Below are 1,647 nucleotides of genomic sequence, written 5' to 3' on the forward strand. Positions count from 1 at the left end.
GGGCGCGGCTTCTGGCACGGCCGGGGGGCGCGGGCTCCTCCGGCGCCTCATCCTGCGGCTCGGAAGGCGGGAAGAATTCGAAGCAGAAGCCGTTATCGCCGGTGATCACCGTGCCGGGTGCGAAGCCGGATTCATCCGTGGCCGGGGCGGTGGCGCCTTCTGGCCCGGCATCGTGCCGGGTGATGCTGAGCCGGCAATCATCCTCGACAAATTCAAAGAGATCGGCAATTTCTTCCTTGCTGCAATCGCTGTTCAGAAGAATGCGCCAGGAGAGATAGGCACCTTCCGGGTCCAGCTCTTGCAGTTCCGGCAGTTCGCTGTCATCCAGCGTCACCTGCGTTTCGCCCAACCTTTTCAGCTCGCGCAACAGCAAGGCGGCTTCATTGGCCTTGGCATAAAGCGCCGGGTGCGGGGTGAACAATATCTCCCAATGCCCGGCGGCTTCCGGCGCTGGGCTGCTGGGGGGCGTGGATGCGGACTCCGGCGCGGCGCCGGCCTGGTCGATCTGGTTGAATTCCCCCGTCACGGCGGCGATGCGGGCTTCGTCCACGCTGCCGCCATCACGCGCGGCGCGGACGAGATCCGCCAGAATATCCGCCGCGCGCAGGAACACCGCGACCACCGGCGGCGAGGCTACCAGCAGGCCGGAGCGGACCTTGTCCAGCGCGGTCTCGAACACATGCGCAAAGCGCACCAGCGCGTCGAGCGCGAAAATGCCCGCCCCGCCCTTCATCGAATGCACGGCGCGGAATACGGCATTCACCGTTTCGGCTTCGGCGGTGCCATTCTCCATGGCGATCAGCCCGGTTTCCAGTTCTGCGAGCTGCTCCTCGCATTCCTGGAAAAACGTATCTCGGATTGCGGCTAACGGGTCTTCCATGCGGCCCTCCTTGAGGCTCAGGCGGCGACGCGGCGGATCGCATCCACCAGCTTCTCGGGGTCGAAGGGCTTCACGATCCAGCCGGTGGCGCCGGCCTCACGCGCGCGGTTCTTCTTTTCGATATCCACCTCGGTGGTGAGCACCAGCACCGGGGTGGCGCGGCGGGCCTCGTCTTGGCGCACGGCCTGGATGAAGCCGAACCCGTCCATGCGCGGCATATTGATATCGGTCACGATGACATCCGGGGATTCGGAGGCCAGAATCTCCAGCCCGTGCAGCCCGTCCTCCGCCTGGATGACGCGGAATCCCGCCGCCACCAGGGAATGTCGCAACATGTCCCGCATCGCGCGGGAATCATCGACGGTCAAAATGGTCATGCTCATGGTTTCGGTTCCCCGCAAATATCGTTGGCCTGGTGCGTCAGATCGTCAGGTTTCAGCCCCATCAGCTCCAGCGAGGTGATGAGATCCTCGGACGGGCTATGCAGAGTCAGGCTATGGTCCTCCGCCGCCCAGGCGAGGCGGGCGGCCAGCAGCACCTGCAGGCATTGCCCGCCTAGACGCTGCACCTGGGCGCCGTTGAGGCAGACATCCTGGCCGCGCCGTTGCAGGAACATCTCCTGCAAGGCGGGGGCGGCCACCAGATCCATCACCGCCGGCAATTCGATCTCGTCTGTCATGGTCTCGACCTTCGCTGCCAATCATTCATGTTTGGTTACGGGGACTGGATCAGAATTCGTCCCAATCATCCGCGCCGGCGGGTTGCGG

3 protein-coding genes are annotated in these 1,647 nt (G+C 64.7%); all 3 read right to left on the reverse strand.

The features are described 5' to 3' along the window. Window positions 1-880, reverse strand: an 880-nt coding sequence (locus MXAZACID_RS07005) for an Hpt domain-containing protein (RefSeq protein ID WP_008493508.1), incomplete at its 3' end; no start/stop codon positions are given. Window positions 881-897: 17 nt separating this feature from the next. Beyond that, a complete protein-coding gene (locus MXAZACID_RS07010) occupies window positions 898-1,263 on the reverse strand; it encodes a response regulator (RefSeq protein ID WP_008493509.1) in 366 nt (121 codons plus the stop codon). Then, on the reverse strand, window positions 1,260-1,559 hold the full coding sequence (locus MXAZACID_RS07015) for an STAS domain-containing protein (protein WP_008493510.1): 300 nt from the start codon (window positions 1,557-1,559) through the stop codon (window positions 1,260-1,262). Before MXAZACID_RS07015 ends, MXAZACID_RS07010 begins: the two co-directional genes overlap by 4 nt. Window positions 1,560-1,647 lie beyond the last annotated feature (88 nt).

It is taken from the genome of Acidocella sp. MX-AZ02 (assembly GCF_000306035.1).
GTDB classification, from domain to species: Bacteria; Pseudomonadota; Alphaproteobacteria; order Acetobacterales; family Acetobacteraceae; genus Acidocella; species Acidocella facilis.

Bases quoted from the DNA above. Each gene is read 5' to 3' on its own strand.
- MXAZACID_RS07010 (WP_008493509.1), bottom strand. From the start codon at position 1,263: ATGAGCATGACCATTTTGACCGTCGATGATTCCCGCGCGATGCGGGAC.
- MXAZACID_RS07015 (WP_008493510.1), bottom strand. From the start codon at position 1,559: ATGACAGACGAGATCGAATTGCCGGCGGTGATGGATCTGGTGGCCGCC.